This window comes from Faecalibacterium butyricigenerans (genome assembly GCF_020687345.1).
GTDB classification, from domain to species: domain Bacteria; phylum Bacillota; class Clostridia; order Oscillospirales; family Ruminococcaceae; genus Faecalibacterium; species Faecalibacterium butyricigenerans.
In genome coordinates this window covers 38,338-64,017 of the sequence record NZ_JAJEQL010000014.1, presented here as the reverse complement: position 1 = coordinate 64,017, position 25,680 = coordinate 38,338, and the positions used below count along the sequence as shown (strand labels likewise).

Sequence of the window (25,680 nt, the reverse complement as noted above, 5' to 3'; positions counted from 1 at the left end):
GACTCTTAGAGTCAACGAAAAAATGTAAGCAGTGATTATTCAGTTTTGAAGGCACGTCCTTCTAAAAATACTGGACAAGAACACAGCAATGTGTTATACTTGGTCAGTCATATGGTCGGTGACGATGACGGTGAGGTTCCACCTGTTCCCATTCCGAACACAGCAGTTAAGCTCACTCGTGCCCAAGATAGTTAGCTGGAAACGGCTTGTGAAAATAGGTAGTCGCCGACTCATAGTTGTCAGGATGAAGAAACCGCATCTTGACAATATGCACCTCTAGCTCAGTTGGTAGAGCAACTGACTCTTAATCAGTGGGCCCAGGGTTCGAGTCCCTGGAGGTGCACCAGATATTGAACGTCAAATCGCAAGATTTGGCGTTCTTTTTTGTTATATAACCCCGAAAAATCGGGGTCTGTACGGTCGATGCACGGTTTTTGCACGGTCGGCGTTTTCGTGGGAATCCTCTGCATGGGCTGGAATTGCTTTGAAATGCGTGGTAGATTTTGCATCAGGTCAGCAGTGCCAGACGGAGCTGCGCCTTTACTTCGGGGTCTGCGTTCTTCAAAAGTTCCAGCAGAGCGGTCATAGAAATGGTCGGTTCGCCTGCGGCGGGTACAGCCTGCGGGCTGGGGCTTTCCTGTTTGGCATAGAATCCTTCCTCAAACTTCCTGCCCAGTTCTACACGAGAGGACTGCTGGATATGGGCGTAGGTGTTTACCAGCATATCTGCCGTAGCGTGTCCTGTGGTTCCCTGAACAGCTTTCACATCGCCGCCGGAGATCATCAGCTGATAGGTCGCACTGGAATGCCGCAGACCGTGGAACACGATCTGTTCAAACTCTGGATGCTCCGCTCTCCACAGGCGGTACCATTTTGTCAGCAGCTCCGGTGCGATGGGCAAGCCATCCGAGAGCCGGAACAGCTGCCCGCAGTTGCTGTACTTTTCTGGGGCGTTCTGCTCGTCCTGCTTGAGCTTTTCAAGCCATGCCAGAAGCTCCGCTTTCAGAGGTTTGGTCATATACAGGATGCGGTTGGACTTCTTGGTCTTGGGCTTTTTCAGGATGAGAGAGGACTTGCTGCCCGCACGCCTGTCCGGGAAGGTGTGGTAGACCTGATTGGGGTCGAGCTTTTCCAAAGCGTCCTTGTTGGCTCGCTGCATGGTCTTGCTGATCGAGATAGCGCCACGCCCATCGGCGGTATAAAGCTGCTTGGAACACACCCGGTTACCCGTGTAGTCCTCCAAAAAGGCGTAGATCATGCCAGCCCGCGCGTCCTCCTGCATGAAGTCCTGCTGATGGGCTTGTAGCGTTTCCTGAATGGCAGGGCTGAACGCCAGCTTGTAGTTGCTGCTGTTGTAGATCGGCAAGCACATGGTCATTCTGCAAAATCGTGATGCAGTTTTGGATCGTCCGCTGGATTTCACTGTTGGAGTGCTTGGTCAGCATCTCCTTCACATCCTCAACGGTTCGGGGAGTGTGTTCTTCGTTACCAGATTTCACCGTGGCTTGACAAAATGTCAAGTCGAGGTCAGCTGTAACACGGACAGAGTCAATGTGCTCAGTTTGAACACATTGAATTAGGCTGCGACAGTTTACCTCATGTGGACGTTTCGTCCACATGAGGTGAGCCGTAACGCATAAGGTTTTTCTGGTGAATGACGCTTTGTGTCATTCACCACATCTACTGACCATCTTGACCAGTAGATATTAAGTGTGCCGTTCTCCCTGCATGGATTTCCTGCCCCCTCTCGGCGGCGTTTTCCGGCTCGCTCTTGCGGGGTCATCGCCGTGTATCCCATGCAGACGGTCATGCGGTTTTCAAGGTGCGGTGCTGGATTTGGAAATAAAAAATCGCCACACAACAACCTGAACCTGACCATCCCTTCCGGGATGGCCTTGGTTCGGGTTTGCTATGTAGCGATAAGAAAGTTAAAAACTTGATCCGACTCCTTCGGGAGCCGAGCTGGAACTCTAAGTAAATATGTTATATTATAGCAGTTTGCGTTTTTAATGCACAAGCAACATCCGCAAACTGCATATCGCAAAGATGCTGTTTTGGTAGGCACTATTTTTGAAAATTGCGATAAATTGTTGGAATAGGTTACCACAAAAATCGAGCCATGTCAACGTGAACTTGTCGGGGCAAGGCCCCTCCATCTTGCTACGCAAGACCGTTCTGTCGCTTAAAAGCCCCACTGGGGCTTTCATTGCTGCGCTACGCTTCGCAAACGCGAACTTTTGAGAACACGCTGATTTCGGCAGTTTGCAAGAAAACACAAGGGAAACTTTGGCAAAAAGAGAGAGGGCCGGACGGTGCCAGCCCTCTTGAAAGAATTATGAGATGCTCAAAAAATTCTGCTGCTTTTATTGCGGTTTTCAAAAATAGCGCCGATCAGAACGGCATATTTATGATATGCAGTTTGCGGATACTACTGCGGTGGGAAAATAGAATCAGGCAAAAGGATAAAGTGTCGGCAGGAAAAATACGGACACGACAATGAGGATGAGCGCCAGCGGGGTACCACACTTGAGATAATCCTTCAAGGTGTATCCGCCCGGCTCGATGATCATGATCTGGCAGGGAGCTGCCATGGGGGTCATGATGGACACACAGCTGGCTGTGATCACGCCGACCACGGCAGCACGGGGGTCTACGCCCATGCGGATACAGGCGGAAGTGACCAGTGGGATGAAGATGGTCAGGGTAGCCAGATTGGACATGACCTGTGTCAGAATGAAGGGAACAAGGAAGAACACCAGCATAATGATGTACGGATTGGTGGTATCGCCCAGCAGGCGAATCATCCAGTCTGCCACCACATCGCCTGCACCGGTGGTCTGGATGGCGTCCGACAGAGCCAGCACACCGGCAAACAGGAAAATGGTCGGCTGGTGGATGGAGTTGAGGGCTTCCCTCTCGGTCAGCACGCCCGTCAGCACCAGAGCGGCAGCGCCGATGCAGGAAGTGAGATACATCTTGACACCAATGACATTTTCCAGCAGCATCATTGCAATGGAGACCAGAACGATCAGGACAGCCAGTTTGCGCTTGAAGGGGCTGAGTTTTTCGCTCTCAGAAGCCGTATGTGCTGCATCTGAAAACTGCTCGTTGGGAATATCCGGCATCAGCTTATAGCCAACAAAGGTCATGTACAGGATGGCAATGGTCAGCATCGGGATGCGTGCGATGGTGAAATCCCAGATGTGCAGCGGTGTCGGTGCGCCGGCCTGCATCATGACATCGTTCCATGCCATGTTGGAAGCACCCTGACCGAGAAAGGTCATCTGGGTGGCAATGTTGGCACAGGCCATAGAAGGATACAGCAGCTTGCTGCGGCTCACGCCGATGTCGTTCGCAATGCCTACCAGCAGCGGGATCATGATAGCGGCAGTTGCGGTGGCACTGGTGATGGCACCCAGAAACGCACCTGCCACGCAGGAAAGAAAGATCAGCATCCGCATATTGTCCTTGTAGCGGATGACCAGACTCTGGGCTTTGTCAATCAGGGGCGTTTTGGTCAGCCCTGCACCGATGACGAACATGGCTACGAACATGACCACGTTCGTGTTGATGAAGCCGCCAAAGGCCTCGGCAGGGGTCTTGATGCCGGTGAGGATCAGCGCCAGAATGATGCCGGTAGAAATGACCGAGAACGGGACTTTACCGGATACAAAGGCGATGATCGTTACAAGCAGGATGACCAGTGTGATCTCCAATGGGCTCATTTGGGTTGTCCTCCTGTGGATTACTTCCACCTTGCAGATGCAAAGCAGTGGCACTTGAATGTTTATATTTGATAATGTATCCAATAAACAAGAAAAGAATACACCGAAAGACCACGCTTGTCAAGGGATTTGTTATACTTTTGTCGAAAAATACAATTTTCCAAAGGAACTTTATATAAGGTGTGCAGAACAAAAAGAACGGGCAAGATCGTCTTTGTCTGCATTTCCTTCCAGGAACAAATAACGCCCCGGAACCCTTTGCGCGGAAAAGGGTTCCGGGGCAAATTGCGGAGAACAAATACGTGGCAAATTAAGCTGAGCAAGAAACTTGGGGTAAGAAAAACGATTTAGGAGAATCGTATGAAAGGAAATAATGAGTGAAGTCTGTCCCCCGCTGAGAGGATATCCGGATTACTTAATAAAGCCGACGTGCTTGCAGATCTCTTCGATGGCCTTTTCCTTGCGCTCATTGAAGATGACCTTGTTCTCTTCGAACAGGTTGCGGCCCTCAGCGTCGATGGAAACGATCAGGGGGCCAAACTCGTTAACGTGGCAGTGCCACAGAGTTTCCGGCATACCGAGGTCACGCCACTGGGCCTCGACGATCTCCTCCACCTCGGTGGCAGCCACAACGGCGTTACCGGCAGGGAAAACACAGTGGATGGCACCGAACTCCTTGCAGGCGCGCTCGGTGTTGGGGCCCATGCCGCCCTTGCCCACGATAACGCGGACACCGGACTTCTGCACGAACTCATACTCGAACTTCTCCATACGCATGGAGGTGGTGGGGCCCACAGACACCATCTCGAACTTGTCGTCCTCCAGAGGGCGAATGATGGGGCCGGCGTGGAAAATGGCAGCGTCCTTGACATCCACAGGCAGCGGGCGGCCCTCTTCCACGAGGCGGCGGTGCGCCACGTCACGGCAGGTGGTCAGGTCGCCGTTCAGGTAAACGACATCACCGATATGGATGTCCTTCAGGTCCTCTGCGGAAACCGGAGTAGTAAGGATCTTCTTTCCGTCTTTAATGGTCAGCATTACAAAGTCACCCCCGAATGAGTATCAATGGTGTAGTTCAGATCTTTATCAAAAATGATGTGGCCGCGGCGATGGCTCCAGCAGCCCACGTTGACGGCAACGCCGATGGCAGAAGGATGGCGGGCAGTGTTCTCGATGTGCACGCCCATGACGGAGTACTTGCCGCCCATGCCCTGAGGGCCAAGGCCGATGGAGTTGATGCCGTCCTCCAGCAGCTTCTCCATATAGGCTGCGCGCTCGTTCTCATTGTGGCTGCCCAGAGGACGCATCAGAGCCTTCTTGGACAGCAGAGCGGCGGTCTCAACAGAGGTGGCAACGCCCACGCCCACCAGCAGCGGAGGGCAGGCATTGATGCCGTAGCTGGTCATGACATCCATGACGAACTTGGTCACACCTTCGTAACCTGCACCGGGCATCAGAACCATGGCCTTGCCCGGCAGGGTGCAGCCGCCGCCTGCCATGTAGGCGTAGATCTCACACTTGTCGCTGTTCGGGATGATATCCCACCAGACGGTAGGGGTGCCTTTGCCGACGTTGCGGCCGGTATTGAACTCATCGAAGGTCTCAACACTGTTGTGGCGCAGAGGTGCTTCAAAGGTAGCCTTGACCACAGCCTCCTTCAGCAGACCCTCCACCTCGCCGATGAGCGGGAAGTTCACACCGCACTTTACCCAGAACTGGAGCACACCAGTATCCTGACAGCTGGGGCGGTTCAGCTCCTTGGCCAGCTTCTGGTTCCGCTTCATGGTCTCATAAATGACCTTGGACAGCGGTGCGTCCTCCTGTGCGCCCAGCTCATCGAGCTTGGCAATGATGTCGTCCGGCAGCACCTTGGCGATATGGCTCACAAAGTTCGCCATATAGGTCGTCATCTGCTGCACCTGTTCCTGTTTGTTCATTCCATTTCCTCCTTGAATGATTTGGCTTTGGTACATTTGTGTGTTTGCTTCACTTATTCAACGCTCTGCCCGTATTACTGCGGGAAGAACGGAAATGCGATGGGAAGGATCACCATGCTGACAACCGTTGCGATGAGGATGAGGGGCAGGCCAGCCTTGGCATAATCCTTGAAGGTGTAACCGCCGGCGGAAACCACCATGGTGTTGGCGGGCATACCGATGGGTGTTGCGTAAGCGCAGGAGCCGCCGATGACACAAGCCATCAGGACGGCGCGGGGGTCGGCACCCATGCCCTGTGCGATGCTCAGGCAGATGGGAACCATCAGAGCGGTGGTTGCGGTGTTGGACATGAAGTTGGTCATGACGCAGCAGAGCAGGAAAACCACCAGAGTCAGGACGTAGGGAGAGGGATTCTCGCCCAGAGCACCAATGACGATGTTTGCAATCTCTGCGCCTGCGCCGGTCTTATCCAGTGCAGAGGCCAGAGACAGTGTGCCGCCGAAGAGGAAGATGGTCTTGAGGTCGATGGACTTCAGGGCGTCTTTCTCGGAGATGACACCGGTGAGGATCAGAGCCAGCGCACCGATACAGCCGGTGATGCAGAGTTTGATGCCGATCTGCTTTTCAAAAATCATGCCCAACAGGGTGAGCACGAGGATAACGAGGGAGAGCACCTGTTTCCACTTGGGAACATTGCTGAAGTCCTGCTCGCCGCTGAAGGAGTCATCATCGGAGACGGGGTGGTTGGGCAGCAGCTTCATGCCAAGGGTGGCATAGAAGAGGATGCCGACGGCGAGGATGGGCAGGCCCACGATAGCGTACTCGAAGAAGCCGAAGGACATCCCGATCTCACCCAGAGCGCTCTGGGCGATGAGGTTGCCCGGTGCGCCGATGAGGGAAAGGTTGCCGCCCATGGCCGCTGCAAATACCAGCGGCATCAGCAGCTTGGAGCGGGCATAGCCGGACTTTGCCGCAATGCCGATGACCACGGGGATCAGGACGGCGGCGGTGCCGGTGTTGGAGAGCACACCGCTCATCAGGCCAACGATGACCATGATAGCCACGATGAGGCTGCGTTCGGATCTGGCAAAGTGGGTGACGATGCCGCCGATCTTGTTGGCCATACCTGTTTCAAACAGGGCACCGCCGACGATGAACATGGCGACGAACAGGATGACGTTGCTGTCGATGAAGCCCGCAAAAGCAGTCTTGATGTCCAGAACGCCGGTGACGACCAGACCGATACAGACGATCATGGACGTTACGCCGAGGGGGATCTTCTCAAACACGAACATGACGACCGCGAAGAGAAGAAAGAGTAGGGTGATGGTTGCTGCTGACATACCGGGGAATCCTCCTTTGATGAAATATAATGTATCCATTTTATCAGAGCAAAACAGCCCTGACTTTCGGAACGCCCCAGCTGCACCTCATTGTGCAGAGTCTTTGCCGCCGTGCTGTGCCCTCACAGCCCTTCTTTGTTCTGGAAGGATCTGCCCGGAACCTTAGAATTCCGAGAGTCTCGGCAGCGTCTTTTTTGAATTTTTATATCTAATCTTTGATAATGTATCCACTTGACGACACGAGAATACACCCAAAACAAAGAATTGTCAATCCCTTTTTTCGAGTTTTGTCGCATTGCACGGATTATGTACCAATTTTTGTGCACGCCAGACAAACAGTAGGATACAAGAAGACCCTACGCTACCGCTTTCTGCAAAAAAACGCGCGTTCTCCATCTGTTTTGGAGAACGCACGGTTTATCCTTCTTTTATTCCAGCCGCTTTTTGAAATACCCCTCGGCACAGTAAATGGCACCGCAGGGATTATGCGCCAGAACGCGATCCTTGGCCACCAGCGTTGTGACCATGGCGTCCGAATACTTATAAAACATCGAGTCGTGTCCCACACAAAGTCCGACCTCAATGTTGAAATCGGTGTGCTGTTCGTTCAGAAGCTTTGCCTGTGCGATGGGGTTGCACATGGCCTCAAATTCGCCGGGGTGGATCTTGACCTCTTCCGGGATGCCCACTTCTTCTTTGGAGATGCCACCGGTCTTGCAGATGACCGACACCACCTCAAACCCCTGCGCACGGAGCAGGTCGGCCACGATGCGGGCTTCTTTCCGCAGACCTTTGCAGAATGCAAGACCCAGCTTGTGGTAGCCCATCCGCTTGCAGAACTCCACCGTCTCCTTCAGGCGGGGCCATTGACAGTAGCCAAGCCCCTCAATGGCCGAACAGTTGACGTAGAAATCGTGATTCTCGGGCAGATCATAGCCGGCGCGGGCGGCCTCCATCACCGAAGCATTCCGCATAGGGCAGTTTTTGGGCATCTTTTCTGGCGCGTTGTTGGCGCAGGCCAGAACCGTACAGTTCGCACAGGTATACACTGTCTTGTCCTCCTTGATCTCATAAATAATAGGTCAGCGCATCGTCCATGCTGCGCAGGATGTGCTTTTCCATTTCAGCCCGTGAGGCCATCGCATCCCGTGCTTCCAGCGCTGCATAGATCTTTTTATGCTCGCTCTGGGAGTTGAGGGCATAGTCCAACTCGCTCATTTCCACACCAACGGACAGACCGTTCCACAGCTCCGAGAGAAGATTGCGCATTTTTTCATTGCCGGAAGCTTCCCAGATCTCAAAATGGAAGGACTGGTTGTAGTCAGTATAATTTCCGGCCTGCTGATGAGAAAGAGCCTCCTCAGCAGTATCCACGCAGTTTTTGATCTTGGACAGGTCAGCGTTGTTCTGGCAGCAGAGCATACAGGCGGTGCCTTCCAGCGCAGCGCGCAGCTGGTAGTGCTCCCGAATCGTTTTTTCCGTCACGCCCAGCACAATGGCACACTTGTTTTGCTTGACTTCCAGCAGACCGTCACGGGCAAGGATCTGAAAGGCCTCCCGCACCGGCGTGACCGACACGCCGAGTTCCTGTGCGGTGTTTTCCAGCGTGAGTTCTGCGCCCTCCGGGATACTTTTTGAGATAATGGCTTTCCGCAAAGCGGAAGCTACCCGCTCGCGGGCAGGCAGCAGCTTAATGGGTTTCAGTCCCAGCATATTGACTCCTTATCGTTAAAATCAGATGCAGCAGTTCTTCTTCATAGGCATTCCATGCATCCGGCACATCAGGGGAGCCCTGACGGTCCAGCATCAGCAGGCGGGCAAGCCGGTCGTTCACCGGCGTAGGACGTGCGCTCACGGCAAAGGCAATGTAGGTCTCCTGGATGCTCTCCAGCAGCTTGCGATGCAGCGGATATGGCAGGACGGTCCGCAGGGTACGGTGCTGCAGCATCTCGCCGCCTGCCAACATCGCATCCTGCGGCAGCGTACGCATGGCCTGCCGTTCCAGCTGCGCACCTAACGCCAGAATCTGCCGCAGGGCATCTTCGTTCAAATCAGCAGCTTTTACATGGTTGTTGGGCAGGCGGATGATAAGACCCTGATATTCAAGGATCATCAAGGCCTCCCGCACCGGCATCCGAGAGACACCGAGACTCTCTGCCAGTTCATTCTGGGTCATTTCAGTGCCCGCCGGGATCTGCCCAGATAAAATGGCCTGCTGCAGGGCTTCCACCACACCGCCGTTTTTCTTCTGGATGCCGATATATTCCATAGAACCCTCCGTGCAAATGTCTTTTTTATATTGTATCCAATTTTGAAGTGAAAAGCAAGACTTCCTTCATGACAAACAAAAATATCCGGCAGATTCTTTATGAAAAATCTGCCGGATATAGACCAGATGCCCTTGGGGCGTTCCATTCTGAAAAATTGCAGGGCAAATGCAAGCTGTGTTAACTGTTATGTAACCTTGTCAATCAATCTTCCATTCTTCCATGGTCGCAGCCAAGTGACAGGTAGTGCTCAATCTCCCCTCTCAGCACAAGCTGTGCATATTCCAGCGGCTTATTGTACAGCAGCCAGTCCAGCTCTGCCCGCTGTGCCGGGGTGTTGCCGTACTCGTTCTCGACAGCGATGCAGTCGATGGCAAGGGTAGTGCCATCCTCGAACCGGGCTTCCACCCGGTTGGTGTCCATGTTGTAGCGGCAGGAAAGCAGTTTGTTCATAAGGAAACCTCTTTCTATATTAAGGTGATGTCTGTTCGATTGTCCAAATCCCTGCCATGAATCATAGTTGTGAATGTACATTTGATGCTTGGTCTAAACAGGCAAGATTTCAGCTGCTGTTTTGGGCTCGAACCTGACCGGTTTCCCGGCTTTGCATAAAAACTTAATGCCTGTTTAAGGGGCTGATTTTGGCTCTGCACATTTTTGCACACCGGAACAGCTGGATAACGGATGCAAGAGGGAATAACAGATGCAAAGGATGCAGCAGATGCAAAACTCAAATTTACGATAAAGCGATAAAAACAACGAATCTGCGTAATTCTAGAAATTGACAATTGTTGCACGTTGGTTTCTCTTAATCAGTGGGCCTAGGGTTCGAGTCCCTGGAGGTGCGCTCATAAAAGAGCGTTAAATCGTAAGATTTGACGCTCTTTTTCGTTTATGTACCCCGAAAAATCGGGGTCTGCACGGTCAGGGCACGGTTTTTGCACGGTTGGCTTTTTCGTAGGAATCCTTTGCATGGGCTGGAATTACTTTGAAATGCGTGGTAAATTTTGCATCAAGTCAACAGAGCCAGACGGAGCTGCGCCTTTACTTCGGGGTCTGCATTCTTCAGAAGCTCCAGCAGAGCGGTCATAGAGATGGTCGGTTCGCCTTCGGCGGGTACAGCCTGCGGGCTGGGGCTTTCCTGTTTGGCGTAGAAACCTTCCTCAAACTTCTTGCCCAGTTCTACACGGGAGGACTGCTGGATATGAGCGTAGGTGTTCATCAGCATATCTGCCGTAGCATGTCCTGTGGTGCCTTGAACGGCCTTCACATCGCCGCCGGAAATCATCAGCTGATAGGTGGCACTGGAATGCCGCAGGCCGTGGAATACGATACGCGGGAACTCTGGGTGTGCATCCTACCACTTGAGGAACTTTTTGCGGATCAGCACGGAAGGTTCCGATGCCATCCGTAGCATCAAAGTCGAGATCCTCTGGGGTCAGACCTACGATCTCGCCCTCTCGCAGTGCGCCCACCAATGTGAGGTGGACTGCCAGATGCAAGATGGGGTCCTCCATGCTGTCCAGTGCCGCTCGCATTTCCTCAACTGTCCAGATGGTGCGCTCCTGCGTGGACTTCTTGGGGCTGTCCACGGGAACAGGGCTTTTGACAAGGATGCCCTACTCTACGGCATACTGGAAGGCTGTACCCAGCAGCCGATGCATTTCGTGGATGGTGGTGCCGGAAAGGAACCGCTGCTTCTGCTTTTCGGAGACTTGACGGCATTGGTTTGAGTGACCACTTCCATTGTAGTGGGATTCGAGTCCTTTTGCAAGAACTTTTTCGTATAATCGGAAGATTGCACAGGGACGGTCATAGAATTACGGTCAAAATCCATAAGCATTTCTCCTTGTATTGTCATATCATCTAAAAATTCAGCTTAAAGTTCTACATCCTGCCCACGCTTGCGGTTTCGCTGCGGCGCATTCACAGTGCGCTCCTGCTTGGGGGCAAGAATTTTTTCCAGAAAGCTGCGCACCAGTTCAGGCGCACGGTGGAGCGCGTCCAGATAGGGCTTCACTTCATACCAGAGTTCATGATACTTTTGACCCCAATGAGCAGCTTCCTTCTTGGCGGTGGAAAGTTCTTCTTTCAGGCGGAGGTTCTCCACGTCCATCATATAGCCGTGGTCGGCTTGCTTTTTCAGCTTGGAAAATTCTTCTTCGGTCAGCGAGTAGTTACCGAGAAAGGTGCGCTTGCCGATATAATCCAGATCGCGCGCATGAATGAGGGCTTCTTTCGTGAGCGTGGCCTTTTTCTGCACAGCAGCAAGTTCCTTCTCCTTTTTGGAGAGGGTCTGACTGGTTTTGGCAAGCGACTGCGCCTTTTGGTCGGCTTGGGCGGTCAGGCTGTCCAGCCGCTCCTGCTCCCGCTGGACTTTGAACTGGGTGACGGTCAGGTGTTCTTCGGTGCTGCCACGCTCGCCGCGCTCCACATCGGTGTACCCGGCAGCGCGCATATAGTTGAAGAAATCGTCTTGCAGGACACTGTACGACTTCTTCAGGACTGGCTTGCCGTTCTTTTGCAGGACGGGCTTTCCGGCATCGTCCAGCAGAGGTTTGGATGCCCACTTCTTGCTCCGGCTGACCTGCATGACGGTCTCCTTGACGGTGCCGACCAGTGCCTTGTCTTTGCAGCGTTTCGACCACAGGATCTGCTTTTCCACCACAGGAACATAGACCACATGGAGGTGGTAATGGTAAACTTCCCGGCCTAGTACTTCGGTCATGGCACGGTTGATCTCATCGGCGTGCATGACGGCGGAGAGGATATACTGCTCACCGCCTATGATTTGCACAGCAGCTTTGTAGGCATCCGCATAGAACTGCTTGGCAAACTCGTAGCCGCCGTGGTTGTCGAAATAGGCAGAGTTGACATCAAAAATCAGCTCGCAATAATGGGTGGCATCCGGCTTCAGGCCGCGCGTGGAGATAGTTCCGTTAGCTTCCAGTTGGGCGAACAGGTCGGTATAACTGGCGGCAGGTTTCTTGAAATGGACGTTCCATGCAGCGCGCTGGGGGATAATATCGGGGTTCCGATAGCTGTCCTTTTCACGCTCATTGTGCTGCTGAGTGTTGCCAACGGCCTTGTCCGAAACGGCGAGATTTCGGGCACTGGTGCGGTCAATACCATCATTTCTTGCCAAGGGCATGCAACCGCGTTGGACAGCCTGATCGACAACAACAAGTCCTTTATCGGCAAGGTGGCAAATGACCTTTTCCGCAGCATGAATCTGGCACAGGCTGGCCTGAACCTTGACACAGACGATTTGAAACAAGCGGGCAATCTGGGCTTATGGAAAGCTGTGCCGAAGTTCGATGCAGCACGCGGCATGAAGTTCCTGACCTATGCGGCTCCTGCACTCCGCAACGCCATGATGGACATGGTGCGGGATGCCTTTACCGCTTTTGAGCAGCGGATGTTGACGGAGGGTAAGGACGGCGTCTGTTACCAGCGTGTTTTGCTGGATGATGTTCTGCCGGGAGAGGAACAGCTGCGGTGCATCGAAGCCATAGCCGACCCTTATGCCATGCAGCCGCAGAGCATTGTGGTGGTTTGACTGAAAAACAAAGGCTGCAATTTTATAAAAATGACGGAAATCAGCGGAACATATCAGGATTCTGTGCTCTGGTGGTCGATATCAAGGGATAATCCGCCAACTTCACCGTGGATGGCCTTCATGTGGTAAGCGACATATTCGCGCGGATTGACACCGTAATTCTTTTTAAAGGAGCGGTAAAAAGCGTTATAATCAGAAAAACCGCATTTGGCCGGGATGGAAGAGATCGGTTCTTTTTTCATGAGCAGCCGTTTAGCTTCCAGCAGCCGCTGCTGGATGACATACTGGTAAAAACTGATCTGCATATTCTGCTTGAACATGTGGGAAAAATTGTATTTATCGATGAAAAGCGCCTTTGCGACCGTGTCCAGTGAAAGATCGCCGCTGAGGTTCAGATCGATATAATGCAGGGCGTTGCTCAGGACGCTTGGCTTCTGCGCCTTGGCAAAAACGTGCTCCCGATTATATAAGGAACGGTTGATGCCAATGAGGATGCGGAGGATATCGGCCATGCCCTCGCTGTGGTAACACAGGCTTTCCTCCCGGTAAGCGTGGGTCAGGGCTTCAAACTGCCCGAACCGGGCGCGGGAACTGTCCACGCTATCCCGAATCAAAAATGTTTTTGCATGACCCGGACGGAGAAAGTAATCGATGTCCGGGTCGATTTTTTTCATGGTATCAAAAGCCGGAGGGCTGAGCCACAACACATACCGCTCGTAGGGGATCTCAAAGTCCCGGAAGATGGGATGGTGCATAATGGCAGGTGGGATGATCAGCAGGTCTCCCGGCTTGAGCCGGAACATTTTGTCGTGGACAACATAATCCGCATTTCCGCTGACAAAGAGAAAAATCTCATAGAACTCATGGTAATGAGAAGCGACCGGAGGATAGCTGGCGTCCTTGTAATGGTCGATTTCAAAATCCGGTTCGGCCATATAATGTTTATCGGTTTTGATGACTTTCACAGAAAAATACCTCCGGTCAAAAAATTCTTTTGGGCTAGTTCATCATAACATGATGTACCAATATATGCAATATTTTGACCAATAAATGCCAACAATTTTGCAAAAAAGGCTGGATTATACCAAGAAATGCAAGGTTTTTACCAAAAAAGGCCTATACATTACAACGTGTTTGCGATATTTTTATTGACAGAAAGCCTGTTGCACATGGCAGAACGGAAATGGTAGGGAATGCGCAGCCTGAAGCCCTTTGCGGAAGGGATAAGTTTCACTCTGACCGACAGGAGCTCAAAACCGGTTTTGTACGCAGTCAATCAAACAAAGAAAACTGGAGATGTCAATCATGATAGGAACAAGACGTATTACTCGCCGCAGCTTTCTGGCTGCTGCAGGTCTTGCTGCCGTAGGCGCAAGCCTGTCGCTCACCGGATGCGGCGGCTCGGTTTCAGACGGCCTGAGCTCCAAGCATCTGCTGGTGGCACACAGCCACAGCGAAGCGCACCCGGTCAATGTTGGACTGCAGAAGATGACGGAAGTTGCTTCTGCTGAATCCGACCTGACCTTCAGCGTTTACCCCAATGGTCAGCTGGGCGACAACGCAGCAATGATCCAGCTGGTCAAGGCTGGTGTTCTGGATATTGCAAAGGTCTCCGCTTCCAGCATGGAGCAGTTCAACAGCGCATACGCCATCTTCTCGATGCCGTATGTGTTCGAGAGCACCGAGCAGTATTTTGCCGTTATGAACCAGAGCGAAGCGGTGCAGGAGATCTTCAAGAGCACCTACGATCAGGGCTTCTTTGCCATCGGCTGGTTCGATTCCGGCTCCCGCAGCATCTACACCACCAAAGACGGCCCCTGTGAAGGCCCCGCAGACCTGAAGGGTCTGAAGATCCGCACCCAGGACAGCCCCACGTCCATTGCCATGATCCGTGCCATGGGCGGCAGTGCAACGCCCATGTCCAGCGGCGAGACCTACACCGGTCTGCAGCAGGGCATTATTGACGGCGCAGAGAACAACGAGACAGTTCTGGTGCAGGACGGCCACGGTGAAGTCTGCAAGAGCTACACCTACACCCAGCACCAGATGGTGCCCGATATCGTGATCATCTCCACCGAGACTTGGGAAAGTCTGGACGAGGCCGAGCAGAGTGCCATCGTAAACGGCATGACGCAGGGCAACGAAGCACACGAGGCCGTATGGCAGGATCTGGTGCAGGAGAACATCGACGGCGCCAAGGAGATGGGCGTCCAGTTCTACACCATCGACAAGACGGCCTTTATCGAGGCCACCCAGTCCCTGCGCGACGAGTTCTGTGCCAAGAGCGCCGACAATGCCCGTTATTACGAGGACTTCCTGTCCTATGTACAGGCTTGATGAGGAGGGGAGCATACCATGTTGATCGTTAAATTCCGCGGCCTGATCGATAAGATCATTCAGGTCCTCAGCACCATTATCATGGGTGTCATGGTCATTGCTGTCTGCTGGCAGGTCATCACCCGCTACATCCTGAACAACCCCAGCACCGTGACCGAAGAAGCGCTGCGGTATCTGCTGATCTGGGTGACCATGGTGGGCGGTGCTTACGCATACGGCCGCCGCAAGCATCTGGCAATCACCGCGCTGAGCAAGCGTCTGTCCTTCAAGGGCCAGAAGATTCTGGATATCTTTGTGCAGGCTATGGTCATCCTGTTCTGCGTTGTTGTCATGATCGGCGGCGGCACGCGCCTTGTCAACACCGCTGCGGATCAGCTGAGCGCTGCGCTGCAGCTGCCCATGCCCCTGATCTACGCCAGCGTCCCTGTGGGTGCCATCCTGTTCATCTTCTACGCGCTCATCTTCATCGGTGAGGATCTGCGCGATATGAAGCAGGGCCCCAAGGCAGAGTCTGCCAAAGAAGCATAAAAAAGGAGGACGAACCTAAAATGGGTACTTTTCAAGTCGGTCTGCTCCTGATCGGCACGTTTGCGCTGCTGCTGGCGCTGAGCGTCCCGGTCTCGGTCAGTATCATCATTTCGTCGGTCGTGACCATGGCCTCCACCCTGTCTCTGGATCTGGGCACTTTCGTTGCCAGCCAGCGCATGGTGGGCGGCGTTGACAGCTTCTCGCTGCTGGCTGTCCCGTTCTACATCCTTTGCGGTGTTCTGATGAACACCGGCGGCATTGCACAGAAACTGATCGATTTCGCAAAAATTCTGGTCGGCCGCATCCCCGGTGGTCTGGCGCACACCAATATTCTGGGCAACACGCTGTTCGGCTCTCTGTCCGGTTCCTCCGTTGCAGCTTCCGTTGCCATCGGCGGCGTTCTGATCCCCATGGAGGAGAAGGAAGGCTACGATAAAAAGTTTGCTGCTGCCGTCAACATCGCTTCCGCACCTACCGGTCTGATCATTCCTCCTTCCGGCATCCTGATCATCTATCCGGTGCTGGCTGGCTGCTCTGTGGTGGGCATGATCATGTCCGGCTACATCCCCGGCCTGATGTGGGCACTGGCCTGTATGGTGGTGGCGTATGTCATCGCAAAGAAGAACCACTATCCCACTGCTGGTAAGGTTCCGGCTTCCGTTTTCTTCAAGTACTTCGTGGACGCCATCCCCAGCCTGCTGCTGATCGTCATCATCGTCGGCGGCGTTATGTCCGGCATCTTCACTGCAACGGAGTCCGCTGCAGTGGCTGTTGCCTACACCCTGTTCCTGTCCATCGTTGTTTACCGCAGCATCAAGATCAAGGATCTGCCCAAGATCCTGCTGGACGCCTGCGAGACCACCGCTGTCATCATGTTCCTGATCGCCGGCTCCAACGTCATGAGCTTTGTTATGAGCTTCACCGGCCTGCCCAGCGCCATCGGCAACGCACTGATCAGCGTTTCCAGCAACAAGTACGTCATCCTGCTCATCATCAACCTTGTCCTGCTGGTGGTTGGCTGCTTCATGGACATCACCCCGGCTGTCCTGATCTTCACCCCGATCTTCCTGCCCGTTGTCCAGTCCTTCGGTATGGACCCCATCCACTTCGGTATCATGATGGTCATGAACCTCGGTATCGGCAACATCACCCCGCCCGTTGGCAGCGCACTGTTCAGCGGCTGCTCGGTAGCAGATATGGACATGGAGGACATGATCAAACCGATCCTGCCGTTCTATGCCGCGATCTTTGTAGCGCTGATGCTGGTAGCCTATGTGCCTTGGTTCTCCATGGCTCTGCCCACCCTGTTCGGCGCAGTCTGATAATGCGAAAAGGAGCAAGTTTTCATGGTTTATTCAGTCACCAAGTATGGCGCTGTCGGCGATGGCGCAACCAATGATGCCGCTGCAATCCAGTCTGCCATTGATGCCTGCAACGCAGCAGGCGGCGGCCGCGTTGTACTGGAGGGCGGTCATACCTACTATTCCAGTTCTATCGAGCTGAAAAGCAACGTAGAGCTGCATCTGGAACAGGGTGCCCTTCTGAAAGCGCACTCCGATATCTCCACCTATTTCAACCCCAACGGCGATGATGCTTCCGTGGCAGCAGTTTCCGGCGCAAAGGCCGTGGACCGCCCGGTGGCAAAGCCGGCCTACACCTTTATTCACGCCAAGGACGCAGACAACTTCTCCATCACGGGTCAGGGCGCAGTGGACGGCAATGTTTATGCCTTTATGAAGCGGGCAAGCCGTTACTACTTCAACGGTGATTTCTACCCCCGTCCCACCATGGTGTATGTGGAGCACTGCAACCACATCTCGTTCCATGACGTGACACTGCAGAACTCTCCGTTCTGGACGCTGCACCCTGCCGGATGCAACGATGTGCTGATCTCCAACATCCGGGTGCTGAACCCGCTGGACTGCACCAATTCCGACGGTATCGATCCGGATCACTCCACCAACGTGCGGATCATCGGCTGCCATGTCCAGTGTGCAGATGACTGCATCTGCCTCAAGACCACGGCGGGCAATAACGAGTACGGCCCCACCAAGAACGTCATCATCTCCAACTGCACGCTGACCTCTACCAGTGCCGCGATCAAAATCGGCACAGAGGGCGTGGCAGATTTCGAGAATATTCTGGTGGATAACTGCATCATCACCGGAACCAACCGCGGCCTGTCCATCCAGATCCGTGACGGCGGCTGTGTGCGGAACGTGAGCTTCTCCAACATCATGATCGAGACCCGCCGTTTTGCCGAGTGCTGGTGGGGCTGCGCGGAACCCATCGTGATGACGACCCACGACCGGAACGCCAACACCCACAGCGGCAGCATCGAGAATGTCCGCTTCTTCAACGTCACCTGCAAGGGTGAGAACGGTGTGTTCCTCTCCGGCAACGAGGAGAATCACATCAAGAATGTTCTGTTTGAAAATGTCAACGTCTGTCTGGAAGCTACCAGCAAGTGGGAGCGCGGAATGTACGACCTGCGTCCCATTCCGCCTGAAAAGGAAGGTATGCTGCATCAGAAGAGTGCAGCCATGTTCCTGCGCTGGGTAGATGGTGTCACCGTCCGGAACTCCACGCTGGGCTTTGCAGGCGAGGACCGTTCGGACTTCGCACAGGCGCTTCTTACTCAGAACTGCACCAACGTGCAGACCATGGGTCTGACTGCTGAGGCTGCCGCCCCGGAGTACCAGAGCATCGAGCTGGGCTGAGCCGCCTATCAATAATGAGCAAGCCGCCGCATCGGCGCTGGCCCCTTTTGCCGGGTCGGGCCGGGCGGCGGCTTCTTTTGAGGGATAAACCAATGAACAAGAAAAAGAACATCATCACGTTTGCCGCGTTCCTGATTCTGATGGTGGGTCTGGGCGCGAACGATGCCATGCGGGGCATTTTTTCCACCATCTTCTCTGCCCACTTCCAGCTGAGTACCGCCCAGTTGTCCCAAATCGTCACCGTAAGCTACATCGGTAACCTCGTGTTTCTGGCCGTCGGCGGCTTCGGGGTGGATATTCTGGGCCGTCGCAAGGCTATGCTGCTGTATACCTTTTTGTGGAGCGGGGCCATGCTGCTGTTCGCCACTACAGATTCCTATTTGCTGCTGTTGGTGGGGATGTTCTTCGCCATGGGTACGTCCACGCTGCTGAACACCAACATGAACCTGATCACCACCGGTATGTTTGCCGCTGCCCCCGGCTTTTTTGTGAACTTCCTGTTCTTCATTCAGGGCATCGGCACCAGCGGCAGCCAGAGCATCATTGGCAACTGGGCTACGGATATTTCCAGCTGGCACACCGTGGCGTGGGGGCTGCTGGCCATTGGCGCAGTGGCCATGGTGCTGTTCGTGCTGTTCCCCATGCCGGAGGTGCAGGAGCAGAAAACCGGGGACAAGGCATCCCCCAAGGAGATCATGGCCTGCCCGGCATTTCTGCCGCTGGTGCTGATCATCGGGCTGTACTTCATTGCAGAACATGGCATTATGAACTGGCTGGTGAGCTATGCCACCAATGCACTGGAAGTGCCCATGGGACAGGCGGCAAACTTTACCGCTGTTTTCTTTGGCTGTGTGATGGTGGGGCGTCTGGTGCTGAGCAGTCTGGTGGATAAGCTTGGCATCTACCGCTGCCTGCGGCTCTTCGCCACCAGCTCCGCCGTGCTGTACACGGTGGGCGTGCTGCTGGGGGCACCGGGCCTGTGGCTCTTGGCGGTCAGCGGCCTGCTGTTCTCCATCCTGTATCCGACCCTTGTCATGCTGATCCCGCGATACTGGCCTAGCCATGCGGCTTCCTCTGCATCGGGTTTAGTGCTGAGTGTGGCTTCGCTGGCGGACATTCTCTTCAACGCCGTGTTTGGCAGCTTGGTGGACGCCGTAGGTTACCGGACTTCCTTCCTCATCATGCCTGCCTGCATGGTGGGATGCACGGCCCTTCTGTGGGGGTTCTTTGCAAAGGCAAAGAAGCTGGAATGGTGTGATTAACGGACGGATACGGTCACTCAAACCAATGCCGTCAAGTTTGAAAACCGTAACCGGGAGCCATGGGTTAGAAGATTAAGAGAAATGCCGTTCCAAAAGCAACTGGAACGGCATTTCTTATTTTTCGATATTCGGCATCTTCTGTCCCCGAAGCTCCTGCCGGATGGCACGGAACTGCTCCGGCACATCCGCATCGGTCATCGCACCGGGGACATCCACTGTCCCAGCGGCTTTGGCGGCTTCATAGAACCAGCATTTATACTCCACGGTCTCCAGCGTGTGCTGTAACTGCTGGATCTGCTGGGTGAGTACCTCCCGCTGATGCCGGAACATTTCCAGCCGGGTGTCAATGGTGTCGTCTCCCTGCATGGAAAGCTCAATATACTGCCGGATATCCTTGATGGACATTCCGGCTTTTTTCATGCAGCGGATGACCTGCAGCCACTCGAAGTCGTTTTCCCGGAACATCCGAATGCCGCCGGAGGAACGCTCCACAAAGGGAAGTAACCCTTCTTTGTCGTAGTAGCGCAGGGTGGAGGCAGGTACGCCCAGCGTTTGTGCCATTTCGCCTACGGTATAGATCATCTGAAACCTCCGTTTTTTCAAAAAGCCCTTGACTTAAAGTGCGCTTTAAGTTGTATGATAAAATCAAACTTTATCAACATCATAATGCGGATGCACTTTGCTGTCAAGGAGGTCCCTATGAGCAAGAAGGTATTGATTTTGTCTGGCAGTCCCCGGAAGGGCGGTAACTCTGATATTCTATGCGATGAATTTCTGCGTGGAGCGCAGGATGCCGGGCACAAAGCAGAAAAGATCCGGGTCGCTGAGAAAAAGGTGGCTCCCTGTTCCGGCTGCTACTACTGCAGCACCCACGGTGGAGCCTGCGTCCACAAGGATGATATGGCAGACATCCTGCAAAAGATGATCGATGCCGATGTCATTGTGCTGGCAAGTCCGGTATATTTCTACTCCATCAGTGCCCAGTTGAAGGCAGTGATCGACCGTACCGTGGCACGGTGGCTTGAGGTCAAAGACAAGGAATTCTACTACATCACCACCATGGCAGACGAGGAAAAAGCCTCTGCGGACACTACGCTGGCCTGCTTCCGGGGCTATGCAGACTGCGTGGAAGGAGCCGTGGAAAAGGGAGTCCTTGTAGCAGGTGGTGTTTACGAGCCGGGTGCGGTGCGAAACACCTCTGCAATGGCACAGGCTTACGAGATGGGGAGGAACGTATAATGGCAGTGAAACAGACAGCAGGGCGGGATGCTCTGGGCGAATTTGCACCAAAATTTGCAGAACTTAACGATGAGGTACTATTCGGGCAGGTGTGGAGCCGAGAGGATAAACTCTCCCTCCGGGACCGCAGCCTTGTGACGGTGGTAGCACTGATGGCGCAGGGACTGACGGACTCCTCGTTTCGGTATCACCTGACGGCAGCGAAAAACAACGGCATTACCCGGACTGAGATTGCAGAGATCCTGACCCATGCGGCATTTTATGCAGGCTGGCCCAAGGCGTGGGCGGCTTTCCGCATGGCAAAGGAAGTCTGGGCAGAGGACGCTGCGGAGGATGCCAAAGCACAGCACCAGAGTGAAATGGTGTTCCCCATCGGCGCGCCCAACGACGGTTTTGCACAATATTTCAGCGGAAAAAGCTATCTGGCACCCCTGTCCACCGCACAGGCTGGCATTTACAACGTCACCTTTGAACCGGGCTGCCGGAACAACTGGCACATCCACCATGCCGCAAAGGGTGGCGGGCAGATCCTTGTCTGCGTGGCAGGCCGGGGCTACTATCAGGAATGGGGCAAAGTGCCACGGGAGCTGCATCCGGGCGATGTGGTGAACATTCCCCCGGAGGTCAAGCACTGGCACGGTGCTGCACCCGATTGCTGGTTCTCTCATCTGGCCGTGGAAGTGCCCGGCGAAGGCACCTCTAACGAGTGGTGCGAGCCGGTGGCGGAGAAAACCTATGGGATACTGCGGTAACCTCTACGATATGTACAACAGGGAGTTCCCCGGCGGGAGCTTCCTGTTTTTCATTTCCTGCAAGATGAGCCTGTTCCGCCTGCCATGCGGCTGTCTGTAAGCAGACGTAAAAAACAGCAAGGCTCCCGCCCGGAGGATCTGCCCCGGGTGGGAGCCTTTATTTCCCGGGATATTCAGGACAGTGGAAAAATTTTCAAAAAAGTTGCAAATCGTGCAGGAAATCTTCCTTGTAGTCCGTTTTATAAGATGGTATCATGACATTGATTTGCGCAGCTGACCCGGAGCAGGAACTCGCAGGTGGGATGATTTTTGCGGGTGCGGCGGGAAGGGCGCAGAGCGATGAACGCAGGAGGAATGCATTCTTCTTTTTCACAGGTCTACAGGAAAAATCACAGGAGGTCAGGCTTTTCATGCTAGGTTTCAACAAAAAGACACAGGACGCCTCTCCGCAGGAGAATACCGGCGGGGAAAATAAGGTGCTCCACTTTATCAGGACCCACAAAAAGCGCTGCATCGCGGCGGTCGTGGCCGTGGCAGTGCTGGCGGTGGTGGTCATCCCCCGCAGGAGCCGCAGTGCATCGGCAGACATGGCGTATGTGCAGGAGGCGCTGGGACGCCGCGACATCGTGAACGTCTACGACGGCAGCGGAACCATCAATGCCGCCGATTCCTACACCGTCAAGTCCCTCGTCACCGGCACGGTGCTCACCGCCGACTTCGAGCTGGGCGACACCATCCAGAAGGGCGATGTCCTCTACGTCATCGACAGCTCGGATGTGGAGGGCGACCTCGAGAGCGCACAGCTTTCGGTGTCTCAGGCCCAGCGCAGCTACGATGACGCGGCCGACGCCCGGAACGTCCGCACGAAGATCAGCGGCGAGGTCAGCTCCTTTGCCGTGGCCGCGGGCGATGCGGTGCAGGCCGGTCAGACCGTCGCCACTGTCCGCGACACCTCTGTGATGCTGCTGGCCGTGGATTTCCCCGCCGCCGAGGCCCAGAGCTTCGCCGTCGGTCAGGCCGCGCAGGTCATGCCGGACACCACCTTTGAGGTGCTGAACGGCACCATCCGCTCGGTATCGGGCGCAGACCCCTCCGGTGACGCCAGCCTCATGACCTGCACCGTCACCATCGCGGTGCCCAACACGGGCAGCCTGACCACCGCGCAGGCCGCAGTGGCGCAGGTGAACGGCGTCAGCTCCCTCAACTCGGCCCACTTTGCCTACCAGCGCGAGGAGACCGTCGTGGCCGCTGCCTCCGGCACCGTGTCCGAGCTTTGCGTCAGGGAGGGCAGCACCGTCCGTCAGGACGACGTGCTCCTCCGCATCACCGGCAAGGATCTGGACAAGCAGGCCCAGAACGCCGCCGACAATCTTCGCTCCGCCGAGCTGCGGATGTCTTCCGCAGAGCGGAACATCAGCCACTACACTATCGATGCGCCCATCAGCGGCACCATCGTGGACAAAAAGGTCAAAGCCGGCGATAAGCTCAGCGCCAACGACGCAGCCATGCAGAACCTCTGCACCATCTACGATATGAGCTATCTGGAACTGAAGCTCAACGTGGATGAGTTGAAGATCCGCTCGCTCAAGGTCGGGCAGGAGGTGGAGATCACCGCCGACGCCGTCCCGGGCGAGACCTACAAGGGCACCATCAGCAGCATCCTCGTGGCCGGAACCACTGCCAACGGCTCCACCAGCTACCCCGTCACCGTCCGCATCGACGAGATGGGCGATCTGCTGCCCGGCATGAATGCCTCGGCCAAGATCACCACCGCCAGCGTCAAGGATGTTCTGGCCCTGCCCAACGCCGCCCTCGTCCGGGGCAGCTATGTGCTGGTGACGAAGGATTCGCCCAGCGCTGCAAATGCCGAGGCCTCCATGACCGCCCCTGACGGCTATGTTTACGTCAAAGTGACCACCGGCATCAGCGACGATGATTACATCGAGGTGAAGAGCGGCCTGCAGGAGGGCGACACTATCGCTTACGACACCTCGACGGTCAGCGCGACCGACTTCTACAGCAACATGATGGTGTCTGCCGAAGGAGGCGACGAATGAGCGCCCTGATCGAGTTTGACGAGGTCTGCAAATACTACCAGATGGGTGACACCCTCGTCAAAGCGGCAGACCACATCTCCATGAAGATAGACCGGGGCGAGTTCGTGGCCATCGTGGGCCAGTCCGGCTCCGGCAAATCCACCTGTATGAACATCATCGGCTGTCTGGATGTGCCCACCCACGGCCGGTATCTGCTGGACGGCAGCGACGTCGGCAAGATGAACCGCCGTGAGCTGGCGGCCATCCGGAACGAGAAGCTGGGCTTCATCTTCCAGCAGTATAATCTGCTGCCCAAGCTGACCCTGCTGGAAAACGTGGAAGTCCCCCTCATCTACGCAGGCGTGGGCGGCAGCGAGCGCCGCCGCCGCGCCATCGCAGCGCTGGAACAGGTGGGTCTGGGCAGCAAGCTCCGGAACAAGCCCAACCAGCTCTCCGGCGGCCAGCAGCAGCGTGTGTCCATCGCCCGCGCCCTTGTCCGCAACCCGCCCATCATTCTGGCCGACGAGCCGACGGGTGCGCTGGACTCCCATACCGGCCGGGAGGTGCTGGGGATGCTTCAGGAGCTGCACAAACAGGGACACACCGTGGTCCTCATCACCCACGACAACTCCATCGCCGTGCAGGCAGAGCGCATCATCCGGTTGGAGGACGGTGTCGTCGTCTACGACGGCGATGCCCACGCCCCCGAGGCGGTCGTGCAGCCGAACCTCATGATGTCGGCCCCGAAAGCCGGAGAGGAGGGAACGCACGCATGATAAAGGAGACCTTCAAGCAGGCCATCCAGAACGTGTGGAGCAACAAAGTCCGCACCTTCCTCACCATGCTGGGCATCATCATCGGCGTTATGGCCGTCATCGTCATCGTCGGCCTCGGCAACGGCATGACCCACATGATGCAGGACTTCTACTCCGATATGGGCAGCGATATTCTGTCGGTCAACGTCATGACCGCCAGCACCCGCACGGTGGAGGTCAGCGATGTGTATAACATCATCAACCAGAAGCCGGAGTATTACAGGGGCCTTTCGCCCATCGCCAGCGCCGGGACAGACCCGCTGCGGGTGGCAGGGGAGAAGTACCGCCGCACCAACATCAGCGGCGTCAATGAGGATTATCTGACCATCAACAACTATAAGGTGGCCAAGGGCCGGGGCATCCAGTACGCCGACCTGATGGACAACAAGAACATCTGCGTCATCGGCGACTATGTGGACCGCAAGATCTTCGGCGGCAACGGCCTCGGCAGCACCCTCAAGGTGGGTGCAAACGAGTTTCGCATCGTGGGCGTGCTGGAAGGCCGCTCCAAGCCCGCCGCCCAGTACGAGGGCGGCAACGACGACGTTGTCCTTGTCCCCTACACCACCCTGCTGAGCCTCAGCAGCGGAAGCAGCGTCAGCCAGTATTACGTCGTGCTGCAGGATGCAGACCACTCGGACGAGGCACAGGAGTTTTTGCAGTCGCGGCTCAAGAAGCTGGTCAGTAAGGATGACTACGTCTTCGTCATGAGCCTGAGTGCGGCAATGTCGCAGATGTCCTCTATGATCAATATTATGGTGGGCGTCCTGACGGCCATCGCAGGCATCTCGCTTCTGGTGGGCGGCATCGGCATCATGAACATCATGCTGGTGTCTGTCACCGAGCGCACCCGCGAGATCGGCATCCGGAAGGCGCTGGGCGCACAGGAGAGCACCATCCTGACCCAGTTCGTCGTGGAGGCCGGCGTCACGTCGGCGCTGGGCGGCTGCTTCGGCATCGTGCTGGGCTACATCGTCTCGGCCATCATCAACCAGATCCTTCCGTTCGTCCTGACGGACATCACCCTGAACGTCACCCCCTCGGCGGACGCAGCGGCCATCGCCGTGGGCATCTCCTGCGGCATCGGCGTCCTGTTCGGCTTCCTGCCTGCCCGCCGTGCCGCCCGCCTGAACCCCATCGAGGCGTTGAGGTATGATTAA

24 protein-coding genes, 1 tRNA gene and 1 rRNA gene are annotated in these 25,680 nt (G+C 55.2%); 13 read left to right on the top strand and 13 right to left on the bottom strand.

Features of this window, described 5'->3' with window-relative positions; genetic code table 11:
• Positions 1 to 114: 114 nt before the first annotated feature.
• Both rrf and LKD23_RS07330 read left to right on the top strand, forming a co-directional pair.
• Positions 115 to 231: ribosomal RNA gene (gene rrf / locus LKD23_RS07335) — 5S ribosomal RNA — on the top strand.
• Positions 232 to 270: 39 nt separating this feature from the next.
• Positions 271 to 346: transfer RNA gene (locus tag LKD23_RS07330), tRNA-Lys, on the top strand.
• Between the two features lie 162 nt (positions 347 to 508).
• Here the strand turns inward: LKD23_RS07330 and LKD23_RS07325 are convergent.
• From LKD23_RS07325 to LKD23_RS07275, 11 genes are all read right to left on the bottom strand, one after another.
• A complete protein-coding gene (locus LKD23_RS07325) occupies positions 509 to 1,378 on the bottom strand; it encodes a site-specific integrase (protein ID WP_438359808.1) in 870 nt (289 codons plus the stop codon).
• Positions 1,379 to 2,450: 1,072 nt separating this feature from the next.
• Positions 2,451 to 3,725: an SLC13 family permease gene (locus LKD23_RS07320; RefSeq protein ID WP_120080847.1), complete on the bottom strand. Its 1,275-nt coding sequence runs from the start codon at positions 3,723 to 3,725 to the stop codon at positions 2,451 to 2,453.
• A gap of 411 nt (positions 3,726 to 4,136) precedes the next feature.
• Positions 4,137 to 4,763 carry a L(+)-tartrate dehydratase subunit beta gene (gene ttdB / locus LKD23_RS07315; RefSeq protein ID WP_112147994.1) on the bottom strand — a complete coding sequence of 209 codons (627 nt, stop codon included), beginning with the start codon at positions 4,761 to 4,763 and terminating at the stop codon, positions 4,137 to 4,139.
• Entirely contained in the window at positions 4,763 to 5,662 is a 900-nt protein-coding gene (gene ttdA, locus LKD23_RS07310; RefSeq protein ID WP_227621076.1) for a L(+)-tartrate dehydratase subunit alpha, read from the bottom strand. Before ttdA ends, ttdB begins: the two co-directional genes overlap by 1 nt.
• Positions 5,663 to 5,736: 74 nt before the next feature.
• Positions 5,737 to 7,005: an SLC13 family permease gene (locus tag LKD23_RS07305; RefSeq protein WP_227621075.1), complete on the bottom strand. Its 1,269-nt coding sequence runs from the start codon at positions 7,003 to 7,005 to the stop codon at positions 5,737 to 5,739.
• A gap of 428 nt (positions 7,006 to 7,433) precedes the next feature.
• Positions 7,434 to 8,054: a DUF1847 domain-containing protein gene (locus LKD23_RS07300; RefSeq protein ID WP_143406171.1), complete on the bottom strand. Its 621-nt coding sequence runs from the start codon at positions 8,052 to 8,054 to the stop codon at positions 7,434 to 7,436.
• A 19-nt stretch (positions 8,055 to 8,073) separates the two neighbouring features.
• Positions 8,074 to 8,718 (bottom strand): GntR family transcriptional regulator, encoded by a 645-nt coding sequence (locus LKD23_RS07295; protein ID WP_227621074.1) that lies wholly within the window; start codon positions 8,716 to 8,718, stop codon positions 8,074 to 8,076.
• A complete protein-coding gene (locus LKD23_RS07290) occupies positions 8,696 to 9,274 on the bottom strand; it encodes a GntR family transcriptional regulator (RefSeq protein WP_227621073.1) in 579 nt (192 codons plus the stop codon). Before LKD23_RS07290 ends, LKD23_RS07295 begins: the two co-directional genes overlap by 23 nt.
• Positions 9,275 to 9,476: 202 nt before the next feature.
• Complete coding sequence (locus tag LKD23_RS07285; RefSeq protein WP_227621072.1) at positions 9,477 to 9,725, bottom strand: DUF6061 family protein; 249 nt, start codon at positions 9,723 to 9,725, stop codon at positions 9,477 to 9,479.
• A gap of 559 nt (positions 9,726 to 10,284) precedes the next feature.
• Positions 10,285 to 10,500: a hypothetical protein gene (locus LKD23_RS07280; RefSeq protein WP_255668168.1), complete on the bottom strand. Its 216-nt coding sequence runs from the start codon at positions 10,498 to 10,500 to the stop codon at positions 10,285 to 10,287.
• A gap of 651 nt (positions 10,501 to 11,151) precedes the next feature.
• Positions 11,152 to 12,417: a plasmid recombination protein gene (locus LKD23_RS07275; protein ID WP_227621071.1), complete on the bottom strand. Its 1,266-nt coding sequence runs from the start codon at positions 12,415 to 12,417 to the stop codon at positions 11,152 to 11,154.
• A gap of 15 nt (positions 12,418 to 12,432) precedes the next feature.
• Between LKD23_RS07275 and LKD23_RS07270 the strand changes: the two genes are divergently transcribed.
• Positions 12,433 to 12,831, top strand: coding sequence for a sigma factor (locus LKD23_RS07270; RefSeq protein ID WP_227621070.1), 399 nt, complete (start codon positions 12,433 to 12,435; stop codon positions 12,829 to 12,831).
• Positions 12,832 to 12,884: 53 nt separating this feature from the next.
• Here LKD23_RS07270 and LKD23_RS07265 read toward each other — a convergent pair whose 3' ends face one another.
• Complete coding sequence (locus tag LKD23_RS07265; RefSeq protein ID WP_129872974.1) at positions 12,885 to 13,796, bottom strand: helix-turn-helix transcriptional regulator; 912 nt, start codon at positions 13,794 to 13,796, stop codon at positions 12,885 to 12,887.
• A 340-nt stretch (positions 13,797 to 14,136) separates the two neighbouring features.
• On the opposite strand from LKD23_RS07265, the gene LKD23_RS07260 reads away from it, so the two are divergent.
• From LKD23_RS07260 to LKD23_RS07240, 5 genes are all read left to right on the top strand, one after another.
• A complete protein-coding gene (locus tag LKD23_RS07260) occupies positions 14,137 to 15,168 on the top strand; it encodes a TRAP transporter substrate-binding protein (RefSeq protein WP_227621069.1) in 1,032 nt (343 codons plus the stop codon).
• Positions 15,169 to 15,186: 18 nt separating this feature from the next.
• Positions 15,187 to 15,696 (top strand): TRAP transporter small permease, encoded by a 510-nt coding sequence (locus tag LKD23_RS07255; RefSeq protein ID WP_005920182.1) that lies wholly within the window; start codon positions 15,187 to 15,189, stop codon positions 15,694 to 15,696.
• A gap of 20 nt (positions 15,697 to 15,716) precedes the next feature.
• Complete coding sequence (locus LKD23_RS07250; RefSeq protein ID WP_005920183.1) at positions 15,717 to 17,018, top strand: TRAP transporter large permease; 1,302 nt, start codon at positions 15,717 to 15,719, stop codon at positions 17,016 to 17,018.
• Positions 17,019 to 17,042: 24 nt separating this feature from the next.
• Positions 17,043 to 18,416 (top strand): glycoside hydrolase family 28 protein, encoded by a 1,374-nt coding sequence (locus LKD23_RS07245; RefSeq protein ID WP_117930083.1) that lies wholly within the window; start codon positions 17,043 to 17,045, stop codon positions 18,414 to 18,416.
• Between the two features lie 92 nt (positions 18,417 to 18,508).
• The gene (locus tag LKD23_RS07240) at positions 18,509 to 19,678 is read left to right on the top strand and encodes an MFS transporter (protein ID WP_227621068.1); all 1,170 of its coding nucleotides are present in this window, start codon (positions 18,509 to 18,511) and stop codon (positions 19,676 to 19,678) included.
• Between the two features lie 114 nt (positions 19,679 to 19,792).
• On the opposite strand, the gene LKD23_RS07235 is transcribed toward LKD23_RS07240, so the two are convergent.
• Positions 19,793 to 20,260, bottom strand: a complete 468-nt coding sequence (locus LKD23_RS07235) for a MerR family transcriptional regulator (protein WP_227621067.1) — start codon at positions 20,258 to 20,260, stop codon at positions 19,793 to 19,795.
• Between the two features lie 117 nt (positions 20,261 to 20,377).
• On the opposite strand from LKD23_RS07235, the gene LKD23_RS07230 reads away from it, so the two are divergent.
• From LKD23_RS07230 to LKD23_RS07210, 5 genes are all read left to right on the top strand, one after another.
• On the top strand, positions 20,378 to 20,917 hold the full coding sequence (locus LKD23_RS07230; protein ID WP_207698025.1) for a flavodoxin family protein: 540 nt from the start codon (positions 20,378 to 20,380) through the stop codon (positions 20,915 to 20,917).
• Positions 20,917 to 21,669, top strand: a complete 753-nt coding sequence (locus LKD23_RS07225) for a carboxymuconolactone decarboxylase family protein (protein WP_227621066.1) — start codon at positions 20,917 to 20,919, stop codon at positions 21,667 to 21,669. Before LKD23_RS07230 ends, LKD23_RS07225 begins: the two co-directional genes overlap by 1 nt.
• Positions 21,670 to 22,079: 410 nt before the next feature.
• Entirely contained in the window at positions 22,080 to 23,726 is a 1,647-nt protein-coding gene (locus LKD23_RS07220; protein WP_227621065.1) for an efflux RND transporter periplasmic adaptor subunit, read from the top strand.
• Positions 23,723 to 24,481: an ABC transporter ATP-binding protein gene (locus LKD23_RS07215; protein ID WP_227621064.1), complete on the top strand. Its 759-nt coding sequence runs from the start codon at positions 23,723 to 23,725 to the stop codon at positions 24,479 to 24,481. Before LKD23_RS07220 ends, LKD23_RS07215 begins: the two co-directional genes overlap by 4 nt.
• Positions 24,478 to 25,680 carry an ABC transporter permease gene (locus LKD23_RS07210; protein ID WP_227621063.1) on the top strand — a complete coding sequence of 401 codons (1,203 nt, stop codon included), beginning with the start codon at positions 24,478 to 24,480 and terminating at the stop codon, positions 25,678 to 25,680. The genes LKD23_RS07215 and LKD23_RS07210 overlap by 4 nt, the downstream gene beginning before the upstream one ends.

Excerpts from the sequence above, each read along its gene's own strand:
- LKD23_RS07325 (WP_438359808.1), bottom strand. The coding sequence starts at position 1,378 with ATGACCATGTGCTTGCCGATCTACAACAGCAGCAACTACAAGCTGGCG.
- LKD23_RS07320 (WP_120080847.1), bottom strand. The coding sequence starts at position 3,725 with ATGAGCCCATTGGAGATCACACTGGTCATCCTGCTTGTAACGATCATC.
- ttdB (WP_112147994.1), bottom strand. The coding sequence starts at position 4,763 with ATGCTGACCATTAAAGACGGAAAGAAGATCCTTACTACTCCGGTTTCC.
- ttdA (WP_227621076.1), bottom strand. The coding sequence starts at position 5,662 with ATGAACAAACAGGAACAGGTGCAGCAGATGACGACCTATATGGCGAAC.
- LKD23_RS07305 (WP_227621075.1), bottom strand. The coding sequence starts at position 7,005 with ATGTCAGCAGCAACCATCACCCTACTCTTTCTTCTCTTCGCGGTCGTC.
- LKD23_RS07295 (WP_227621074.1), bottom strand. The coding sequence starts at position 8,718 with ATGCTGGGACTGAAACCCATTAAGCTGCTGCCTGCCCGCGAGCGGGTA.
- LKD23_RS07290 (WP_227621073.1), bottom strand. The coding sequence starts at position 9,274 with ATGGAATATATCGGCATCCAGAAGAAAAACGGCGGTGTGGTGGAAGCC.
- LKD23_RS07285 (WP_227621072.1), bottom strand. The coding sequence starts at position 9,725 with ATGAACAAACTGCTTTCCTGCCGCTACAACATGGACACCAACCGGGTG.
- LKD23_RS07280 (WP_255668168.1), bottom strand. The coding sequence starts at position 10,500 with ATGCTGATGAACACCTACGCTCATATCCAGCAGTCCTCCCGTGTAGAA.
- LKD23_RS07260 (WP_227621069.1), top strand. The coding sequence starts at position 14,137 with ATGATAGGAACAAGACGTATTACTCGCCGCAGCTTTCTGGCTGCTGCA.
- LKD23_RS07255 (WP_005920182.1), top strand. The coding sequence starts at position 15,187 with ATGTTGATCGTTAAATTCCGCGGCCTGATCGATAAGATCATTCAGGTC.
- LKD23_RS07250 (WP_005920183.1), top strand. The coding sequence starts at position 15,717 with ATGGGTACTTTTCAAGTCGGTCTGCTCCTGATCGGCACGTTTGCGCTG.
- LKD23_RS07245 (WP_117930083.1), top strand. The coding sequence starts at position 17,043 with ATGGTTTATTCAGTCACCAAGTATGGCGCTGTCGGCGATGGCGCAACC.
- LKD23_RS07240 (WP_227621068.1), top strand. The coding sequence starts at position 18,509 with ATGAACAAGAAAAAGAACATCATCACGTTTGCCGCGTTCCTGATTCTG.
- LKD23_RS07235 (WP_227621067.1), bottom strand. The coding sequence starts at position 20,260 with ATGATCTATACCGTAGGCGAAATGGCACAAACGCTGGGCGTACCTGCC.
- LKD23_RS07230 (WP_207698025.1), top strand. The coding sequence starts at position 20,378 with ATGAGCAAGAAGGTATTGATTTTGTCTGGCAGTCCCCGGAAGGGCGGT.
- LKD23_RS07225 (WP_227621066.1), top strand. The coding sequence starts at position 20,917 with ATGGCAGTGAAACAGACAGCAGGGCGGGATGCTCTGGGCGAATTTGCA.
- LKD23_RS07220 (WP_227621065.1), top strand. The coding sequence starts at position 22,080 with ATGCTAGGTTTCAACAAAAAGACACAGGACGCCTCTCCGCAGGAGAAT.
- LKD23_RS07215 (WP_227621064.1), top strand. The coding sequence starts at position 23,723 with ATGAGCGCCCTGATCGAGTTTGACGAGGTCTGCAAATACTACCAGATG.
- LKD23_RS07210 (WP_227621063.1), top strand. The coding sequence starts at position 24,478 with ATGATAAAGGAGACCTTCAAGCAGGCCATCCAGAACGTGTGGAGCAAC.